Source organism: Pseudarthrobacter sp. NPDC058119 (assembly GCF_042884655.1).
Lineage (GTDB): Bacteria > Actinomycetota > Actinomycetes > Actinomycetales > Micrococcaceae > Arthrobacter.
Window position 1 is genome coordinate 41,390 of the sequence record NZ_JBHVTN010000005.1, and the last position, 18,608, is coordinate 59,997.

The following is an 18,608-nucleotide window of genomic DNA, read 5'->3' on the forward strand; positions in this document are numbered from 1 at the left end:
GGTAAAGCAGCTCTTGGCCGGGCGGGGTCAGGCAGACCGGACCGGGCGCCACCTGAGCAGGTGCCGCTCCAGGCGGTTGACCAGGAGGTCGATGATCAGGACGACGATCATGAGGATGAACATCCCCGCAAACACGCCCTTGGTATCGAAGACGCCCTGGGCCTGGGCGATCGCGTATCCAACGCCGCCCGACGCGCCCAGGTACTCGCCCACCACTGCGCCGGTGATGGCGAAGCCGACGCTGATGTGCAGGCTGGAAAAGATCCAGGTCAGGGCGCTGGGGATGAAGACGTGGCGCAGGAGCTGCTTTTCGCTGGCCCCCAGCATCCTGGCGTTGTCCACCAAGACCCGGTCCACGCTCTTGACCCCTTCCAGGGTGTTGAAGAAGACGATGAAGAACACCAGGGTGAAGCCGAAAGCGACCTTGGACCAGATGCCCAGGCCGAACCACAGCAGGAAGATCGGGGCCAGGACCACCCGGGGGAGGGCATTGAACATCTGGAGGAAGGGGTCCAGCAGCCGTTCAAGGAAACGGACGCGGGCGAGGATGAAGCCCAAGAGGAGTCCGACGGCGGCACCCACCAGGAAGGCGAGGATGGCTTCCTGCATGGTCACCCAGAGATGGGGGAACACGAACCCTGACGACACCCAGAGCCACACGGTCTGGAAGATGTCCGAGGGAAGGGGGAAGAAGAATTCGTCAATCACCCCGGCCCGGCCCAGGACCTCCCACGCTCCCAGCACGACGACCGTGAGGAGGAGCTGGATGCTCCGCATGGCCAGGGGTGACATTTCTCCCCGGCGGGTGGACCGGCTGGCGGGGCTGCGGTCCTGGGTGCTGCCGGGAGAGCCGTTCCCGCGCGGACCCGGCTTCCGTGAACCGAGGATGGTCATGCTGCGTCACCTTCCTCTGCCATGGCGCTTTCGTAGGTCTTTGAGACTTCGATTTTCAGGCGCCCCCAGATCTCCCGGTGCAGGGCAACGAAGCGCGGGTCATCCCGGATGTCCAGCAGGTCGCGGGGGCGGGGAATGTCGATCTGGTAGCTTCCCACCACGGTGCTTCCGGGGCCCGCGCCCAGGATGACCACTTCGTCGGACAAGGCAATCGCTTCGTCTAGGTCGTGGGTAATGAAGACCACCGCCTTGCCGGATTCCTGCCAAAGCTGCAGGAGTTCGTTTTCCATGATCTGGCGGGTCTGGACGTCGAGGGCGGAAAACGGCTCGTCCATCAGGAGGATGTCCGGGTTGACGATCCAGGCCTGGGCGATGGCTGTGCGCTTGCGCATGCCGCCGCTGAGCTGGTGCGGGTAGCGGTCCGCGAAGTTCTTGAGGCCCACCTTTTCGAGCCAGCGCCGGGATTCCGAGTGGGCCTCGGCCTTGGAGACGCCGGCCATGGTCAGGCCCAGGCTGACGTTGTCGATGACGGTTTTCCACGGCAGCAGGGCGTCCTGCTGGAACATGTAGGACGCCCGGCGGTTCACTCCCGCCACCGGTTCGCCGAAGCTCTTGACCTCGCCGAAGCTGGGAGTCAGGAGACCTGCCGCCATGTTCAGGATGGTGGACTTTCCTGATCCGGTCGGGCCAACAATCGAGACGAAGCGGCCGGGTTCAACCTTCAGGTCGATGTCGCGGACTGCGAAGTAGGTCTCGCCTCCGGATGTTGGAAATTGTTTGGTGCACCCGGTGAGCTCCACGGCATATCCGGACGTGGCTGGCTGTGCAGTTGGCATCTTTGCCTCTTCCCGGCCAACTCCGGCCGCTTGTTCCCCCTGCTGGTTCACGCTGTCGGAACGATGGTGGTGCATCGGTCCGCGTCCAGAGTCCCGTGTACGGACTCCGTTGGTATTGCTCATCAGCAGGTGTCCACCTGCCACATCGTGGGTTCTCCATCATGATGTGGACCTGATGCTAACAGTTACTTCGGTCACACTCAACGCCTCCGTGGCTCATACACTTTCCCCATGAGCTCCAGCGACACGTCGACCACGCCCCTGTTGGTCCTGCGAAAGATCACTGCCATCCTCGATGCCTTTTCCCTGGTCCGGCCCGAGTTGTCGCTGGCCGAGATCCGTTCCAGCACTGGGGTTCCGCACTCCACGGTGCAGCGCCTGGTGGCCAACATGGTGCAGGAAGGAATCCTGGACCGGCACGGCGACCGTTACCGGGTAGGGGTGCGGATGGCCCACTGGGCAGCGCCGGCAACCCAGGGCCTGGACTTCCTGGAACTGCTGACCCCCGTGCTGCGGAGGCTTCGTGACGAACTGGGTGAGACAGCCTGCATCTTCCGCGAATCCCAGGGAAAGCGCGTCTGCATCGCCCTGGCCGAGACCCGCCGCATGCTTCGGCGGGCGGTGAGCGTCGGTGAAATCATGCCGTTGCACGTCGGCGCGGCGGGGCGGGTGCTGCTGGCTTGGAACCCGGACGTCGCGGAGCGCGTGTACCGGTCCGGCCTGGCGTCCCTGACCGACCAGACCATCACCGATGCCGCGAGCCTGGAGGAGTCGGTCGCCAAAGTCCGGGCAGACGGTTTCGCCATCACCACCGGTGAGCGCGTGTCCGGCGCCAGCGGAATCTCGGCTCCGATTTTCGGGCCGCAGGGTGAACTCTTCGGGGCCCTGACGGTGATGGGTCCCGCGCTGAGGATGCCCTTCGACGTCTGCGCGTCCTGGGTGGAGCAGGTGCTGGCGGCCGCCGAGGAGGGCACCCGGGTGATGGGCGGCACCATCCCCCAGTAAGGCCGGTTCCCGGATCCCTCTATCCACATTGTGATTTTGGGTCCACAATATGAGTTGTCGGGCCAACGATGCTTCGCGATCCACGGCAGGCCGGGCAACGCGGCCCGGACACCGGCTGCCGGCAGAACAGGAGTCCCAAAGATGGTGGAAACTTCACAGACCGCGCCTACCGACGGCATGCGCGGTGGGCAGCACACAGACTCCGGACCGGGCGCCCGGGAGTGGGCCGGCCCCGGGGCTGCACCTGCCCTCGGCGCCGTGGGAACGGCCGACGGACCGCTCGCCGGCGTGCGGGTACTGGAGCTCGGCTCGCTGATTGCGGGCCCTTTTGCGGGACGGCAGCTCGCAGACTTCGGTGCGGAGGTCATCAAGATCGAGTCTCCCGACCGTCCCGATCCCATGCGGGAGTGGGGCCGGGCCCGGGTGCAGGGCCATACGCTCTGGTGGTCGGTCCAGTCACGGGGGAAGAAATGCGTCACGCTGGACCTCAAGTCACCCCGCGGTCGTGAGCTGTTCCTGGAACTTTGCAGGGAAGCCGACGTCATCCTGGAGAATTTCCGCCCCGGAACGCTCGAGAAACTCGGCCTCGCCCCCGAGGTGCTGTGGCAAAGCAACCCCGGCCTGGTCATTGCCAGGGTGTCCGGCTACGGCCAGACCGGACCGGACGCGAACAAACCGGGCTACGCTTCCGTGGCCGAGGCCCGCGGCGGCCTGCGCCACCTGAATGGATATCCGGACCAGGCGCCGCCCCGGACAGGTATCTCGCTGGGGGACAGCCTCGCTTCGCTCTACGCGCTGCAGGGAATTCTGTTGGCTTTGTACTGGCGGGATGCCAAGGGAGGGACGGGGCAGATTGTGGACGTGTCCCTCGTAGAGGCTTGCTTCTCCCTGTTGGAAAGTGCCGTGCCCGATTACGCGGCTGCGGGCGTTGTGCCGGGCCCCAGCGGTTCCGGACTGAAGGGGATAGCGCCGTCGAATATTTTCCGCTCCAGCGACGGAAAGTGGGTGGTGATCGCTGCCAACCAGGACTCGGTGTTCGTGCGGCTGGCTGCCGCGATGGGCGCCCCCGAGCTGGCTTCCGACCCCCTCTACAGCAACCACGCTTCCCGCGGCGTCAACCAGGAGGCGTTGGAACAACTGATCGCCGAATGGGCCGCAGGCTTCAACCACTCGGAACTGGTGGCGTGCCTGGACCGGCACGCGGTTCCCAACAGCACCGTGAGTACCATCGAGGACATCTTCGAGGACCCACAGCTGCGGGCGCGCGGGATGCTGGTGGACGTTGCTGATGAACAGTTGGGGACGGTGGTCCAGCCGGGCATCATCCCCAAGCTGTCCCGGACCAGTGGCGGCATCGCATGGAACGGGCCTCTGGTGCCCGGCTCACACAACAGCGACGTCTACGGGGGTTTGCTCAAACTGAATGTCGAAGAACTGCAGGATGCCAAGGACGAAGGTGCCATCTGATGAACGGAATGACAGCAGCCGGAGACGCAGTCTCCATCGTGGACGTCAGTCCCCGGGACGGGCTGCAGAACGAAAAGGTTCCGGTCAGCACCCACGACAAGCTGCGCCTTATCAACGAACTGATTGCCCTGGGCGCCAGGCGGATTGAGGCAGTGAGCTTCGTAAACCCCAAGAAAGTTCCGCAAATGGCCGACGCCGATGCCGTCATGGCCGGGGTGCCGCGGGACGCCGGCGCCAGCTACATCGGGCTGGTGCTGAACACCCGCGGCGCGCACAGGGCGGTGGACGCGGGGGTGGACGAGATCAACTACGTCCTGCCGGTGACGGATGCCTTCGCGGCGGCCAACCAGAACACCACCGTCGCCGAGGCCCTCGACGCTTTGGAAGAAGTATCAGGAATCGCTGCCGCTGCCGCCATCCCGGTCACGGTCACGGCCGCCGTCGCCTTCGGTTGTCCATACCAGGGTGACGTAACGGGGGAACAGACCCTCTCGGTCGTCCGCAGCGCACTGCAGCGAGGCCAGCTGGCGGAGGTTGCCTTAGCCGACACCATCGGCTGCGCCGTCCCGTGGCAGGTCAACGAGGTCTTTGCCGCCCTGGCATCGGAAACGGAGGTGCCGCTGCGGGCCCACCTGCACGAAACGCGCCACACTGCACTGGCAAACACCTACGCGGCCATGGCGTCCGGCGTCAGGGTCTTTGACAGTGCCGTGGGAGGCCTGGGCGGCTGCCCCTTTGCTCCCGGCGCGGCCGGCAATATCTCCACGGAAGACCTGGCCTGGATGTTGGAACGGGCAGGGTTTGCCACCTCGATAGACCCGCGGGCGGCCACCGAACTGGGGCGCTGGATCTGCGCCAAAGTGGAGACGGTGCCGCGCTCGGGGCTCGCCGGCGCAGGAGTGTTCCCCAAGGCCGCCTAGGAGGAAACCACGGGCAGCGGTGAGGTCTCGTCCTCAAGGTGGGCCCGCCGTCGTCCGTCACCCTTGATCCACAGCCGGTAGGCCAGGACCAGCAGCCCCAGCCAGGCCGCGCCGACATACAGCGCGATCCGGGTGTCCTCGAAGGCGCCCAGCACGGCGATCACCAGTGCCATGAAGGCGATGGTCAGGATAGACGCGGCCGGCCACCATGGCGAGGGGAATTCCGACGCCGGCAGTCCCTTCCGCGCGATTTCCCGCTTCATGGCCACATGGGACGCCAGGATCATCACCCACACCCAGACGGTGGCGAAGGTAGCGATGGAAGCGATCACCAGGAACACGTCTTCCGGGATGACGGCATTGAGGACCACGCCCACCAGCAGGATCCCGGCCATCATCACCACGGTCATCCAGGGGACGCCGTGCCGCGAAACCTTCCCGAAGGCGGCGGGCGCGTGGCCCTGGTTGGACAGTCCGAAAAGGATGCGTCCGGCACCGAAGATGTCGCTGTTGATGGCCGAGAGCGCCGCTGTGATGACCACGGCATTGAGGATGTGCGGTGCTGCAGGGATGCCGAGGCTGCTGAAGATCTGCACGAAGGGACCGCCGCTGGTGCCCACCTGGTCCCACGGGAAGAGGCTCATCAGGACGCCCAGGGTGAGGACGTAGAACAACAGGACGCGCACGGGGACGGTGTTGACGGCCTTGGGGATGACCTTCTTGGGGTCGGCCGCCTCGCCGGCCGTGATGCCCAGGGTCTCGATGCCGCCGAAGGCGAACATCACCACCGCGAAGGATGCCAGGAGGCCTTCGAATCCGTTGGGGAAAAGGCCGCCGTGCGCAACAAGGTTTCCAAGCCCTGGCGCGACAGGGGAATCGGCTGTCTGGAAGCCGAAAACGATGATCGCTGCGCCGCCGGCGATCATGGCGATGATGGCTGCGACCTTGATCAGCGAGAACCAGAACTCGAGCTCGCCAAAGACCTTGACGCTGAGCAGGTTGAGCGCTGCCAGGAAGCAGATGACGGCCAGGATCCAGATCCAGCGGTCCACTTGCGGGAACCAGAAGCCCATATAGATGCTGAACGCCGTGACGTCGGCGATGGCGACGATCGCCATCTCGAACACGTACGTCCAGCCGGTCACGAAGCCGGCCAGGGGGCCAAGATAACGGCTCGCATACTGGCTGAAGGAGCCCGACACCGGGTGCCGCACCGCCATCTCGCCCAGGGCCCGCATCACCATGAACACCGCGGCGCCGCCGATGATGTAGGCCAGCAGGACGGCCGGCCCTGCTTTCTGGATCGCCGAGGCGGAGCCGTAGAAGAGGCCCGTGCCGATAGCCGAGCCCAGGGCCATGAAGCGGATATGCCGGACATTGAGCCCCCTGTTGAGGACTTGTCCGACGACGGCTGCCGGCTTGTGCGTTTCCACCGGACTTTGGGTCCGGGTTGGGGTGGGTTGCATAGAGTTACCTTCTCGTCTTTGGGAGGGGAGCCGCTAACCAGCAGACCATTTTCGGGCCCTTCGTGATGAGGCTCACGCAGGGTTGGTGTCTTCGGTTCCAGACTGTCGGTGGCACCTTTCGCGGAGGGCGGGTTCTTGCGCTGCGCAGGTTCCTTTTCGCGCGGGGTATTTGGGGTGCGAAAGGTAGGTTGCGCAGCGAATACGCTTACGACGGCGGCGCCCGGCTTGAATGTCAGTGGGTCGTTGGATGATGTGGGTATGGGAATCGGCGGTGGTGTTGGGGTGGTTTTGGAGGGTGTCCGTGCCTCTGTTGCCGCCCTGGATGCGCTCACTTTTGAGGACCAGAACCTGGACGATGCTGCGTTGACCTCCGCGGGTGTTGAGGTTGATGTGTTGCAGCGGCGGTATGAGATCCGGCTGGAACGGTTGGAGGTTGCGGCCCGGCTGGAAGCGCAGCTCGCCGCGGTCAAAGCACAGGACGCCGCCGAGTCGGTTGGGTTCCAGGAGGCCATGACGCCGCCGGACGCCTCCGTTACGGACTGCACTTATGTGCGGATGTCCGTGGTCGAGGAGATCGCCGGGGTCCTGACCATCAGCTCCGCGGCCGCGGGGGCGTTGGTGGAGCAGTCACGCCGGATCTGTTCCCTCCCGCTGGCCTTCGAGACGCTGGCCGCCGGGGCGATGTCGTGGCAGCACGCCCGCATAATCGCAGACGAGACCGAAGGCCTTACCCCTGAGTCCGCGGCTGCGTTGGTGGCGCATTTCTTCGACCCGGCCGCACCGAACCCCGCCCGGGGTGCCGCCCCGGGGGACCTCGTTCCGTCCCGGTTCCGGGCCAAGGTCCGTGGTTGGCGGGAACGCCACCACCCCGAATCGATCCAGCAACGCCACGCCAAAGGGGCGGCTGACCGGAGGATGGAATACACCCCCGACACGGACGGCATGGCCTGGCTCTCCCTCTACCTCCCCGGGGACACCGCGTGCGCGATCTGGAACCGCACCACCGCCACCGCCCGCGGACTCCAAGGCCCCAACGAACCCCGCACCCTCACCCAACTCCGCCCCGACATCGCCGCCTCCCTGCTACTCGGAGCTGGTAACCCTGCCGAAGTCGGCAAGGTTCCCACCCCGCGGGCCGACGTACTCGTCCTGGTGCCGGTACTCTCCATGCTCGGGACGACGGATGAGCCGGCCGAACTCGACGGCTTCGGACCCATCCCGGCGTCCATGGCGCGGAGGCTGGTCGCGGACGGCGCCGACTCCTTCTACCGGGTCCTGGTCGACCCAAGGGACGGGGCACCCCTGGAAATTGGCCGGAAGAACTACCGGCTCACCGGCCCCATCAAACACTGGATCAGGATGCGCGATGCCAAATGCACCTTCCCCGGCTGCACCAACAAGACCCCTGACAACGACACCGACCACCTCCAAGCCTGGGAACACGGCGGCACCACTGATGTCAGCAACCTGGCCCAGCTCTGCCCCAAACACCATCGACTCAAACACCACAGCCAATGGACACCCGGCCCGGCCAACAAGAATGAACCACCCGGCTGGACCTCACCCACCGGACGCCACTACAACCCCGAACGGCAGGATTCAGAACCAACCCACTGGCCACACTGGCTCCTGGCACTGTTCAGCGACGCCTCAGAACGGGAGATTCCAACAGGGGCACTGGAGTGGCCGGACGTGTGCGTACCCGAACACCCCGGCTTGCTTGAGGAGCTTGGTGTTCCTGACGATCCAGGACCCCTGGAAGGCCAGCTCCCCGCTGACCCTTTCCCGGAGTGGAACTTGTTTTTTGGACTTCGACGAACTGCCGGTAATCGCTCGATGAGGCGTCGCGTTTGTAATCGAGCCCAACGCGCACCCGCGGCCAACGGAGCCGTCCCTTGGGGAGGATACGGTCCAATGTCTGGTATTGCAGACACTGCAGCTTTACCATGAGACGAAATGGCCAAGGCCCAGGGCGCAAGCTTGAGTACGGGATACCGGACAGAGCTACGCAGAAAGACCCTTTTCGCCCATGAGCACAGCACTAAGCGCCGCAGCACGAACCGCCCAAACACCCGGCACTGAAACGCCCGGCACCGAACCACTAAGCACCGCACCACGGGGCTCCGCAACATCAGGCACCGAAGCCCGCGCCCCCCGTGCAGCGGCCAAGGCTTCGTCAAAAGTGCCTGCCGCGGAAAACACCCTGCGCATCCTCAAGTTGCTTGCATCCAGGCGCGGGCCAATGGCGGCATCCCAGATCGCCTCCAGCCTGGACCTTCCCCGCTCCAGCGTGTACCACCTGCTGGGGGTGATGGAGGCGAACGGCTTCGTCCTCCATCTTCACGAGGAGCAGCGCTACGGCCTTGGCATCAGCGCCTTTGAACTTAGCTCGGCCTATTCCCGGCAGGAGCCGCTGTCCCGGCTGGGCCGACCCCTGCTCGCCAGCCTGGTGGATGCCATAGGTGAAAGCGCGCACCTTGCCGTGCTTCACGGCAGGGATGTCCTGTACATCGTGGAAGAGCGGGCCAAGAACCGCCCGTCCCTGGTAACCGACGTCGGCGTCCGCCTGCCCAGCCACCTCACCGCCAGCGGCCGGGCAATCCTCGCCGCCCTGCCCAAGTCCCAGGTCCGTGCGCTCTACCCGAATGCCGCAGCCTTCAGCGCCCGCCATGAGGTGGAGGGCGCCATCATGAAGTACTCGGCACTGTCCTCCCACCTCGACCAGGTCAGGCAGCGCGGGTACGCCACCGAGCATGGGGAGGTGACCCCCGGCTTCGGCTCCATCGCCGCAGCCGTCACGGACCATCTCGGCTGGCCCACGGCCGCCGTTGCCGTCACCTTCCTGGAGGACAAGCTCACCGCGGAAGAATGGCCGCTCCTGGCCGCCCGCGTCCAAAAAGTGGCCGACGAACTCTCTGTCCGGATCCACGGACGTCCCACCAAGTAAAGCCGTCCACCAAGCCCCGGCAGAAGGTCCGGCGTGCGTCTGGCATTCCGGACAGCACCCTCGAAAAAGCCCTGTGGATCCCTTCCTCCGGGGGCTTTAGTTGATACAGAACTTCTTTCCTCCATCAGACAAATCACCAGAAGGAGCCACCATGGCACCCGCCGATTTCACCACCGGTGCCCGCCCGGTCAAAGCAGCCCGCGGCACCGAGCTCACCGCCAAGTCCTGGCAGACCGAAGCACCCCTGCGCATGCTGATGAACAACCTGGACCCCGAGGTCGCCGAGCGCCCCGATGACCTGGTGGTCTACGGCGGCACAGGCCGGGCCGTCCGCTCCTGGGCCGCGTTCGACGCCATCACCCGCACCCTGGAAAACATGGAAAAGGACGAAACCCTCCTGGTCCAGTCCGGCAAGCCGGTGGGCGTCTTCCGTACCCATGAATGGGCTCCCCGCGTGTTGCTGGCCAACTCCAACCTCGTGGGCGACTGGGCCACGTGGCCCGAATTCCGCCGGCTTGAGGCCGAGGGCCTGCTGATGTACGGCCAGATGACCGCCGGTTCCTGGATCTACATCGGCACCCAGGGCATCCTGCAGGGCACCTACGAAACCTTCGCCGCCGTCGGACGCAAACTCGCGGAAGCCGGCCGCCATCCCGCACCCGCAGCCGAAGGCTCCACTGAAGGACCGCTCGCCGGAACCCTTACCTTGACCGGCGGCTGCGGCGGCATGGGCGGCGCCCAGCCGCTCGCCGTCACCCTGAACGACGGCGCCTGCCTGATCGTCGACGTCGACGAGACACGCCTGCGCCGCCGTGCCGGCAAGCGCTACCTGGACGAGGTGGAAACAGACCTCGACGCCGCCATCGCCAAAGTGCTCAAGGCCAAGGAAGAACGCCGCGGCTGGTCCGTGGGCTACGTGGGCAACGCCGCCGAGATCTTCCCGGAACTGCTGCGCCGCCACAAGGCCGGCGAGCTGACCGTGGACGTCGTCACCGACCAGACCAGCGCCCACGACCCCCTGTCCTACCTGCCGGAGGGCATCTCCGTGGCCGAATGGCACCGCGAAGCCGAGGCGGATCCCGAAGGATTCACCAAGAAGGCCCAGGCCTCGATGGCCCGCCACGTGCAGGCCATGGTGGAATTCCAGGACGCCGGCGCCGAGGTCTTCGACTACGGCAACTCCATCCGCGACGAGGCCCGCAAGGGCGGCTACGCCCGTGCCTTCGAATTCCCCGGCTTCGTCCCCGCCTACATCCGCCCGCTGTTCTGCGAAGGCCTTGGCCCCTTCCGCTGGGTGGCGCTCTCCGGCGACCCGGAGGACATCCGCGTCACCGATGAGGCCATCAAGGAGCTCTTCCCGGAGAACAAGCACCTGCATAAGTGGATCGACGCCGCCCAGGACCGGGTGGAGTTCGAGGGCCTGCCCGCCCGCATCTGCTGGCTGGGCTACGGCGAACGCGCCAAAGCGGGCCTGCTGTTCAACCAGCTCGTCAAGGAAGGCAAGGTCAAGGCGCCCATCGTGATCGGCCGCGACCACCTGGACTCCGGCTCTGTCGCCTCCCCGTACCGAGAAACCGAAGCCATGGCCGACGGTTCGGACGCCATCGCCGACTGGCCCCTCCTGAACGCCCTGCTCAACACCTCCTCCGGTGCCACCTGGGTGTCCATCCACCACGGCGGCGGCGTCGGCATCGGCCGGTCCATCCACGCAGGCCAGGTGTCCGTCGCGGACGGTACGGACCTCGCCGCCGAGAAGCTCGAACGGCTCCTCACCAACGATCCCGGCATGGGCGTCATCCGTCACGTCGACGCCGGCTACGACCGCGCCGTCGACGTCGCCAAGGAACGCGGCGTCCGCATCCCCATGAATGAGAGCAAGTAGCCATGACCACGATTACCCACGAACCGCTGACCGTCACCCTCGGATCCGCCGGCGTCACGCCTGAGGATGTGCTCGCCGTCGCGCGCCACGACGCCAAGGTGGCCATCGCCCCCGAAGCACTTGAAACCGTGGCCAAGGTCCGCGCCCACATCGACAGCCTGGCCTCCAGCGACACTCCTGCCTACGGCATCTCCACGGGCTTCGGCGCACTGGCCAACCGCCACATCCCGGGCGGGCTGCGCACCCAGCTGCAGAAATCGCTGATCCGCAGCCACGCGGCGGGCATGGGCCCGGCAGTGGAGCGCGAGGTGGTGCGCGGCATCATGTTCCTGCGCGCCAAGACACTCGCCTCCGGCCGCACCGGCGTCCGCCCCGTGGTCCTGCAGACCATGGTAGACGTCCTCAACGCCGGCATCACCCCCGTGGTCCGCGAGTTCGGTTCGCTGGGCTGCTCCGGTGACCTGGCGCCCTTGTCCCACTGCGCACTGGTCCTGATGGGGGAGGGTGAAGCGGCCGGGCCCGACGGCGCCACGTATGGCGGGCGGGGAGAGCGGACTGTCGCTGACCTGCTTGCAGAGCACGGCATCGAACCGGTCACCCTGGCTGAGAAGGAAGGGCTGGCGCTGGTCAACGGCACCGAGGGCATGCTGGGCATGCTCCTGATGGCCATCGCGGACCTGCGCCAGCTGCTGGCGACGGCGGACATCACGGCCGCGCTGAGCGTCGAGGCGCTGCTGGGCACCGACCAGGTGTTCCTGCCCGAGCTGCACGCCGCGCTGCGGCCACACCCGGGCCAGGCGGCCAGCGCGGACAACATGCTGCGCGTGCTCTCGAATTCGCCCATCGTGGCCTCGCACAAGGTGGGGGATTCCCGGGTGCAGGATGCCTATTCGTTGCGCTGCGCCCCGCAGGTGGCCGGCGCCGTCCGCGACACCGTGGACCACGCCGAGCTGGTGGCCACCCGCGAACTGGCCGCTGCCATCGACAACCCGGTAGTGCTCCCCGACGGCCGGGTCAGCTCCAACGGCAACTTCCACGGCGCACCGGTGGCCTACGTCCTGGACTACCTGGCCATCGCCGTCGCAGACCTCAGCTCCATCGCCGAACGCCGAACCGACCGGATGCTGGACCCTGCCCGCTCGCACGGCCTCCCGGCGTTCCTGGCAGCAGACCCCGGCGTGGACTCCGGCCTGATGATCGCGCAGTACACCCAGGCCGGGCTGGTCTCGGACAACAAGCGGCTCGCGGTCCCGGCGTCCGTGGACTCCATTCCGAGCTCGGCCATGCAGGAGGACCACGTGTCCATGGGCTGGCACGCGGCGCGGAAGCTGCGCAAAGCCGTGGAGAACCTCCGCCGCGTCCTGGCCATTGAACTGGTGACCTCCGCCCGGGCCCTGGATATCCGTACCCAGCTCTCCGGCGGCGTCCTGACTCCGGGGCCGGCCGGAACCGCGGTGGTGGCAGCGCTCCGTGAGGTGGTGGAGGGGCCGGGGACGGACCGTTTCCTGTCCCCGGAACTGGAAGCGGCTGACCGGCTGGTCGCTTCAGGCGACGTCCGCGCGGCGGCCGAATCCGCCGTCGGGCCGCTCGCCTGACACCGAAGGATCTTCAGGGGCTGCTGCGCCACCGTCCGCAACGCGGAATATCCGGCGCCACGGCACGCCGTGGCGCCGGGAGTGTAGTAGAACTGAAGATGTAGTGAAAGTCACATCAAAGAGGCTGTGGCGGCAGAACGATACAAAGGGGTAGAAGTTCAAATGAAAGCACGTGGGGCAGTCCTGTCGAGGCGCAATGCCCATTCCGCCGCGGTTTCCAACTGGAGGGCACTCCAGGCCGGGGACCGCGTCGAGATCATCAAGCATGCGCATGTGGTGGCAGCGGGGGAGGTGGAAGAGGTGTCGCAGAGCGGCAACGTCCTCTGGCTGGTGCCGGCGGGCCCGTCAGGTCCGGCGGAAAAGCAGCTTTTCCTGAAGTCCGACGGCGTGCAGGTCCGCCGCGGCTGACGGTCCGGGCCAGGCAGTACCCAGGAGCAACAAAAATCCCCGCACTCCCAATCGGAGGGCGGGGATTTTCCTGGTTTTGGTCAGGCGGCGATGGACTCGTAGGTTTCGCCGAAGGGGACTGATTCGTCCAGGGCCACCGTGTAGCGTCCCGGGTGCAGCCTGGTGACCAGGATTCCGCAGGCAGCGTCCTTGGCTGCAACTTCGATCAGTTCTGCCACCGCCTCTTCCAGTCCGGCGTGGACCTCACTGGCGCTGGAAAACTCCAGGCTGATGGACCGGGAAGCAGGTCCTTCGGCGGTCTGGGCGGCGCTTACGCGCTCCAAGGTGGCTGTAGTCATGTGCTGAACTTTCTGTGTTTCGTGCCAGTATGGCTCCAACATTCTACCTATTGATGACGTTATATGTCAGATGACTGCTCTTTCGCCAGCCCCAGATGCGGTCACAAAGCGTTCCGTTCCGGGCGCCGCGCCCTTATCGGGGACCATGGAAGTGGGTACCCGGAGGGCCCGGAAATCCCGTCGAAACAGCTGAGGAGAACACGGTATGAAGATCATGCGCCTGGGCGACAGCGGCCGCGAGCAGCCGGCCTTGCTGGTCACCTCCCCGGAGGGCCCGGACCGGTATTTCAGCCTGCTGCCCCTCACCGCCGACGTGGACGGTGCCTTCCTTGCTGACGGCGGCCTGGAAAAGGCCCGGAAGGCGCTCGAGGCGGGGGAGCTGCCGGACCTGGAAGGCGCTGCCGGCCTGCGGGTGGGTTCCCCCGTTGCCCGGCCCGGCTCAGTGGTTGGCATCGGGATGAACTACGCCGCCCACGCCGCGGAATCGGGAGCGGAGCCGCCCACCATTCCCGTGGTCTTCCTCAAGCCGAGCAACACCGTCACGGGCCCGTTCGACCCGGCCCCGCTTCCGCCCCGCTCCACGCAATACGACTGGGAGGTGGAACTGGGGATCGTGATCGGCAAGGAGGCCAGCTACCTTGCCTCGCCGGACGAAGCTGCCGGCTGCATAGCCGGTTACGTCACTGCCAATGACTTTTCCGAACGGGAGTACCAGCTGCCGGGGGCTGCGGGCCAGTGGACCAAGGGCAAATCGCTTCCCGGATCCACGCCGCTGGGCCCGTGGCTGGTGCCCGCGGACCAGATCGACGGCGGCAACCTGCGGCTGCGCAGCTGGGTGAACGGCCAGCCGCGGCAGGATTCAACGTCGGCGGAGCTCATTTTCAATGCGCCCACCCTGATCCACCACTGCAGCCAGTACATGCGGCTTGAGCCCGGAGATGTGATCCTTACCGGTACACCGCAGGGGGTGGCCTTAAGCGGCCGTTTCCCCTACCTCCAGCCCGGCGACGTGGTGGAGGTAGAGGTGGAAGGCCTGGGCCGCCAGCGCCAGGAGCTGTTCCGGACGCGGGCGGCCACGACGGCCTAGCCCGCTTTGACGGCCAGGACCGGGCAGTCGGCTTCCAGCAGGATGCGTTGTGAGGTGCTGCCCATGATCAGCTTGCCCACCGGGGTGCGGCGGCGCAGCCCGATCACAATCAGGTCGGCGTTGTGTTCCTCGGCTGCGTCCAGCACCTCAGCTGCGGCGTCGTGGCCGCGGACGGGCCGCTTGACCACGTACTGGATGCCCTGGGTGGCCAGCCGCTGCTCGATGTCCTGGATGTCCCGTTCCTGGGCGAAACGGGTGTCCACTGTGGTTTCGCCCTTGGAGGAGTTGATCAGCACCAGGGTGCTGTTGCTCTTCCGGGCTTCGGTGATGGCCTGGGCCAGGGCAGCTTCGCCCTCGGGTGTCGGGACGTATCCCACAACGACCGTCATGGTGTCTCCTTGCTTCTGCTCGATGTGCGGGGATGGCTTTGGTGCGGCTGCTTAGTCACTGTAATCCGCTGCACCCGAGTTGGCCGGGAGCAGCGGCCTGCGCTCCGGACGGTTGCGGCGGTACACCTTGTAGGCAAAGGGCCAGAGCAGGATGAGGCCAATAATGGCATAGATGCCGACGGCGATCGGCTCACCCAGGAGCCCTGCCGGGTCGCCGGCGCTCAGCTGGAGGGTCTTGCGGAGCTGCCCTTCGATCCGCGGGCCAAGGATCACGCCCAGGATCAGCGGCAGCACGGGAAGCCCGAAGCGCCGCATCATGAATCCGAGGGCGCCCAGGACCAGCAGGATCACCAGGTCGAACGCCTGCAGGTTCACCGAGTAGGCGCCCAGCGTGGCGAAGAACAGGATGCCCGCGTACAGGTACGGGCGGGGGAGTTGCAGCAGCTTGGCCCACATCGGTGCCAAAGGCAGGTTGATGATCAGCAGCAGGAGGTTGCCGATGAAGAGGCTCGCGATCAGCGCCCACACCAGGGGACCTTCGCTGGTGAAGAGCTGCGGGCCCGGCTGGATTCCGTAGCTGGTGAAGGCGGCCAGCATCACGGCTGCGGTGGCATTCGTGGGCAGTCCCAGCGCCAGCATGGGGGTCAGGGTTCCGGCGGCCGCAGCGTTGTTGGCTGCTTCCGGACCGGCCACGCCTTCGATGGCGCCCTTGCCGAACTCTTCAGGGTGTTTGCTCAGGCGCTTTTCCGTCACGTAGGAGAGGAACGTGGGGATCTCGGCACCACCGGCCGGCAGGGCACCGAACGGGAAGCCGAAGGCGGTACCCCGCAGCCACGGTTTCCAGGAGCGCTTCCAGTCGGACTTGCCCATCCAGGGCTGGCCCACCGGGATGGCGTGCAGGGGAGTGCGGCGCAGGTGTGCCGCCACCCAAAGGGCCTCGCCCACGGCGAAAATGGCCACGGCCACCACCACGATGTCCAGGCCGTCCCCGAGGAGCGGCTGGCCGAACGTCAGGCGGCGCTGGCCGGTGACGGAATCCATCCCTACCAGGCCGATCGCCAGGCCAAGGCCCAGGGAGGCGAAGCCGCGCAGCCGGGACGAGCCGAGCACGGCGGTGACGGCCAGCAGGGCAAGGACCATGATGGCGAAGTAGCTGGGGGCGCCCAGGCTGACGGCGAACTTCACCACGACCGGTGCGCAGACGGCCAGCAGGGCGGTGCCAATGGTACCTGCGACGAACGAGCCGATTGCCGCCGTCGCCAGCGCCTGCGCCGCCCGGCCTGCCTTGGCCATCTTGTTGCCTTCGATGGCCGTGACCACGGAGGACGATTCGCCGGGGGTGTTGAGGAGGATGGAGGTGGTGGAGCCGCCGTACATGCCGCCGTAGTAGATGCCGGCGAACATGATGAAGGCGCTGGTGGGTTCCAGCGCGTAGGTGACGGGGAGCAGCAGGGCCACGGTCATGGCCGGGCCCAGGCCCGGGAGGACGCCGACGGCGGTGCCCAGGATGACGCCGATGACGGCGTACAGGAAGTTCATGGGGGTCAGGGCGGTGGCAAAACCGTCCATCAGGGAGGACCAGACGTCCATTTAGAGGATTCCTTCCAGGAGGCCGGCCGGCAGTGCAATGCCGAGGCCGAGGTAGAAGCCGTAGAAGGTCAACAGGGACAGGGCCACGGAGATCAACCCGTCCCGGACATAATGGCGGCTGCCCAGGGCCAGGACGCTGCCCCAGAACAGGACCGTTCCGGAGACCACCCAGCCCGCCCAGTCGATGAGCAGGATGTTCAGGATGAAGGCTCCGGCCAGCGGCAGGACGGTTTTCCAGTCGGCGGGGTGTGCCAGGTCGACGTCCTCGCCGCCCTCGGCCTCGCCCTTGCCGCCGCGCAGGACGTTGATGGCCAGCAGGACGGCGCAGGCCACCAGCATCCCGGCCACGATGAACGGGACCGTTTTGGGCCCCACCGGGTCAGACTTCGAATACGGGGTTACCAGGCCGTTGGCGTCCAGGAAGACCAAGACGCCGGCCGCCCCGAGCAGGAGGGAAACTCCCAGCTCGGAGCGGCCTTTGAGACCTGTTGCCAGGGACGTCACGCCAACCCAAGCTTGGTCAGGACGTCCGCCACCCGCTTGTCCTGCTCGCTGAGGAAGGTCTTGAACTGGTCGCCGGTGATGAAGGCGTCGGTCCAGCTGTGGGTCTTCAGCGCTTCCTTCCAGCCCTCGGTGCCGTGCATCTTTTCCAGGGCCGCGATCAGTGCCGCCTTGTCCTTGTCGCTGATTCCCGGAGGGGCCACCACGCCGCGCCAGTTGGTGAACACCAGGTCGATGTTGGATTCCTTCAGGGTGGGTGCGTCCACGCCGTCAAGGCGCTTCTCGCCGCTGGTGGCCAGGACGCGGACCTCGCCGGACTCGATCTGCTTCAGGTACTCGCCGGCGCCGGAGGCGGCGAAGCCGAGCTTGTTGCCAAGGATCGCGGGGAGAAGGTCGCCGCCGCCGTCGTAGGAGACGAAGTTGACCTTGGTGGCGTCGATGCCCACGGCACCCGCAAGCTGCATGGGCAGCAGGTGGTCCGGGCCGCCGGGGGAGGAGCCGCCGCCTACGGCGATGGAACCGGGATTCGCCTTCCAGGCCTTCACCAGGTCATCGATGGTCTTGTACGGCGAGTCCTTGCTGACCATGATTGCGCCGGGTTCTTCGATGAGGCGGGCCAGCGGGGTGGTGTCCGTCAGCTTGGACTCGGACTTGTTGGTGTAGCTGGCACCCACAACGCCCAGGCCCATGAGCATCGCAAGGTCGCCGTTGCCCTTCTCGTTGACGATGCGGGCCAGGCCCACGGTGCCGCCGGCACCGGCAAGGTTGAACACCTCGGTGTTGGTGGAGATCTTCTCGTCATCGAGGACCTTCGCGGCGGCGCGGGCGGTGGTGTCGTAACCGCCGCCGGGGGTGTTGGGGACCATGATCTGCAGGCCGGTGATGGGTCCGGCGGCGGCGCCGGAGCTTTCCGGGCCCGTGGAGCTCTTGCTGGTGGCACCGCAGCCGGTGGCCATCAGGGCGATGCCGGCAGCAACGGCGGCAACTCGCAATGCGCGGATCTGGCGCATGTGTTCCTCTTCTCTCAAAAACAATTCTGGCCGGCATCGGCCGACTCGTGGTTCCGATGCCTTGTGCTTTCCGATGCTAGGGGCGGCCATGACGCCCATCACTCTTGTGTACGCAGAGAAAGTTGTGTTCATTGCGTTCACGTTTCCGGCATCCCACAGCGGCCTGCTGCGGGCTTGGGATATAGTTCCCGGTACACCACCCCAGGCCCCGCGCCCATATCCTGCGCGCACCGCGGGCCGCCACCGGCGCCGGATGTCCGTTGCCCCGCCCGC

Annotated in this window: 17 protein-coding genes; 9 read left to right on the forward strand and 8 right to left on the reverse strand. The window is 66.4% G+C overall.

Features of this window, described 5'->3' with window-relative positions; genetic code table 11:
- Nucleotides 1–27: 27 nt before the first annotated feature.
- Nucleotides 28–894 (reverse strand): ABC transporter permease, encoded by an 867-nt coding sequence (locus tag ACFVTD_RS11940; RefSeq protein ID WP_387562829.1) that lies wholly within the window; start codon nucleotides 892–894, stop codon nucleotides 28–30.
- Nucleotides 891–1,730 carry an ABC transporter ATP-binding protein gene (locus ACFVTD_RS11945; RefSeq protein WP_387562832.1) on the reverse strand — a complete coding sequence of 280 codons (840 nt, stop codon included), beginning with the start codon at nucleotides 1,728–1,730 and terminating at the stop codon, nucleotides 891–893. The genes ACFVTD_RS11940 and ACFVTD_RS11945 overlap by 4 nt, the downstream gene beginning before the upstream one ends.
- A gap of 231 nt (nucleotides 1,731–1,961) precedes the next feature.
- Here ACFVTD_RS11945 and ACFVTD_RS11950 point away from each other — a divergent pair, with 231 nt between their 5' ends.
- From ACFVTD_RS11950 to ACFVTD_RS11960, 3 genes are all read left to right on the forward strand, one after another.
- Complete coding sequence (locus tag ACFVTD_RS11950; protein WP_387562835.1) at nucleotides 1,962–2,735, forward strand: IclR family transcriptional regulator; 774 nt, start codon at nucleotides 1,962–1,964, stop codon at nucleotides 2,733–2,735.
- Between the two features lie 141 nt (nucleotides 2,736–2,876).
- On the forward strand, nucleotides 2,877–4,202 hold the full coding sequence (locus ACFVTD_RS11955) for a CaiB/BaiF CoA transferase family protein (protein WP_387562838.1): 1,326 nt from the start codon (nucleotides 2,877–2,879) through the stop codon (nucleotides 4,200–4,202).
- The gene (locus tag ACFVTD_RS11960) at nucleotides 4,202–5,122 is read left to right on the forward strand and encodes a hydroxymethylglutaryl-CoA lyase (RefSeq protein ID WP_387562841.1); all 921 of its coding nucleotides are present in this window, start codon (nucleotides 4,202–4,204) and stop codon (nucleotides 5,120–5,122) included. Before ACFVTD_RS11955 ends, ACFVTD_RS11960 begins: the two co-directional genes overlap by 1 nt.
- Here the strand turns inward: ACFVTD_RS11960 and ACFVTD_RS11965 are convergent.
- Nucleotides 5,119–6,588 carry an amino acid permease gene (locus tag ACFVTD_RS11965; RefSeq protein ID WP_387562844.1) on the reverse strand — a complete coding sequence of 490 codons (1,470 nt, stop codon included), beginning with the start codon at nucleotides 6,586–6,588 and terminating at the stop codon, nucleotides 5,119–5,121. The two genes, ACFVTD_RS11960 and ACFVTD_RS11965, sit on opposite strands and share 4 nt — an antisense overlap.
- Before the next feature lie 258 nt (nucleotides 6,589–6,846).
- Between ACFVTD_RS11965 and ACFVTD_RS11970 the strand changes: the two genes are divergently transcribed.
- From ACFVTD_RS11970 to ACFVTD_RS11990, 5 genes are all read left to right on the forward strand, one after another.
- On the forward strand, nucleotides 6,847–8,538 hold the full coding sequence (locus tag ACFVTD_RS11970; RefSeq protein ID WP_387562847.1) for an HNH endonuclease: 1,692 nt from the start codon (nucleotides 6,847–6,849) through the stop codon (nucleotides 8,536–8,538).
- Between the two features lie 79 nt (nucleotides 8,539–8,617).
- The gene (locus ACFVTD_RS11975) at nucleotides 8,618–9,535 is read left to right on the forward strand and encodes an IclR family transcriptional regulator (protein WP_387562851.1); all 918 of its coding nucleotides are present in this window, start codon (nucleotides 8,618–8,620) and stop codon (nucleotides 9,533–9,535) included.
- 151 nt (nucleotides 9,536–9,686) lie between these two features.
- A complete protein-coding gene (locus tag ACFVTD_RS11980; protein ID WP_387562854.1) occupies nucleotides 9,687–11,417 on the forward strand; it encodes a urocanate hydratase in 1,731 nt (576 codons plus the stop codon).
- A 2-nt stretch (nucleotides 11,418–11,419) separates the two neighbouring features.
- Nucleotides 11,420–13,012, forward strand: a complete 1,593-nt coding sequence (gene hutH / locus ACFVTD_RS11985; RefSeq protein ID WP_387562857.1) for a histidine ammonia-lyase — start codon at nucleotides 11,420–11,422, stop codon at nucleotides 13,010–13,012.
- Between the two features lie 162 nt (nucleotides 13,013–13,174).
- Entirely contained in the window at nucleotides 13,175–13,420 is a 246-nt protein-coding gene (locus ACFVTD_RS11990; protein ID WP_141158359.1) for a hypothetical protein, read from the forward strand.
- Nucleotides 13,421–13,500: 80 nt separating this feature from the next.
- Here ACFVTD_RS11990 and ACFVTD_RS11995 read toward each other — a convergent pair whose 3' ends face one another.
- Nucleotides 13,501–13,758: a hypothetical protein gene (locus ACFVTD_RS11995; RefSeq protein ID WP_387562860.1), complete on the reverse strand. Its 258-nt coding sequence runs from the start codon at nucleotides 13,756–13,758 to the stop codon at nucleotides 13,501–13,503.
- A gap of 205 nt (nucleotides 13,759–13,963) precedes the next feature.
- On the opposite strand from ACFVTD_RS11995, the gene ACFVTD_RS12000 reads away from it, so the two are divergent.
- The gene (locus tag ACFVTD_RS12000) at nucleotides 13,964–14,845 is read left to right on the forward strand and encodes a fumarylacetoacetate hydrolase family protein (RefSeq protein ID WP_387562863.1); all 882 of its coding nucleotides are present in this window, start codon (nucleotides 13,964–13,966) and stop codon (nucleotides 14,843–14,845) included.
- Here the strand turns inward: ACFVTD_RS12000 and ACFVTD_RS12005 are convergent.
- Genes ACFVTD_RS12005 through ACFVTD_RS12020 form a run of 4 tightly spaced genes read right to left on the reverse strand, consistent with a single transcriptional unit; the run spans nucleotide 14,842 to nucleotide 18,335 of the window.
- The gene (locus ACFVTD_RS12005) at nucleotides 14,842–15,234 is read right to left on the reverse strand and encodes a universal stress protein (RefSeq protein ID WP_387562866.1); all 393 of its coding nucleotides are present in this window, start codon (nucleotides 15,232–15,234) and stop codon (nucleotides 14,842–14,844) included. The genes ACFVTD_RS12000 and ACFVTD_RS12005 overlap by 4 nt on opposite strands.
- 51 nt (nucleotides 15,235–15,285) lie before the next feature.
- On the reverse strand, nucleotides 15,286–16,824 hold the full coding sequence (locus ACFVTD_RS12010; RefSeq protein WP_387562869.1) for a tripartite tricarboxylate transporter permease: 1,539 nt from the start codon (nucleotides 16,822–16,824) through the stop codon (nucleotides 15,286–15,288).
- Nucleotides 16,825–17,328: a tripartite tricarboxylate transporter TctB family protein gene (locus ACFVTD_RS12015; protein ID WP_387562872.1), complete on the reverse strand. Its 504-nt coding sequence runs from the start codon at nucleotides 17,326–17,328 to the stop codon at nucleotides 16,825–16,827.
- Nucleotides 17,325–18,335, reverse strand: coding sequence for a Bug family tripartite tricarboxylate transporter substrate binding protein (locus ACFVTD_RS12020; RefSeq protein ID WP_387562875.1), 1,011 nt, complete (start codon nucleotides 18,333–18,335; stop codon nucleotides 17,325–17,327). Before ACFVTD_RS12020 ends, ACFVTD_RS12015 begins: the two co-directional genes overlap by 4 nt.
- Nucleotides 18,336–18,608: the final 273 nt, after the last annotated feature.